Annotated in this window: 1 pseudogene; it reads right to left on the bottom strand. The window is 35.3% G+C overall.

Annotated features, from left to right (window positions below):
• Positions 1–13: 13 nt before the first annotated feature.
• Positions 14–178: pseudogene (locus tag B3M86_RS13935) on the bottom strand (IS1182 family transposase); the annotation flags it as partial.
• Between the last annotated feature and the right edge of the window lie 37 nt (positions 179–215).

The following is a 215-nucleotide window of genomic DNA, read 5'->3' as shown; positions in this document are numbered from 1 at the left end:
AATGCTATCTTCCAACTTTTTTATACTTGGTTACTTTTCCACAACAACTTTCTCGTAAAGGACATTGTCCACAATCTTTTTGCGAACTTCTATAGCTTTTCTTTTCGTAGCCTTTGCTGTCTGTTAAAGTTCGTTTGAAAGGCAGAAAAGCTTTATTTCCTCCTTTTTGAATACATTCGTTGTGGATACGTCACATCCTCGTAGACTAAATTAGT

This window comes from Empedobacter sp. UBA6305, assembly GCF_002440405.1.
In the GTDB taxonomy this organism is placed as follows: Bacteria; Bacteroidota; Bacteroidia; order Flavobacteriales; family Weeksellaceae; genus Empedobacter; species Empedobacter falsenii_B.
Note: the sequence above shows the minus strand (reverse complement) of the source record. Positions and strands in the feature narration are given on the sequence as shown.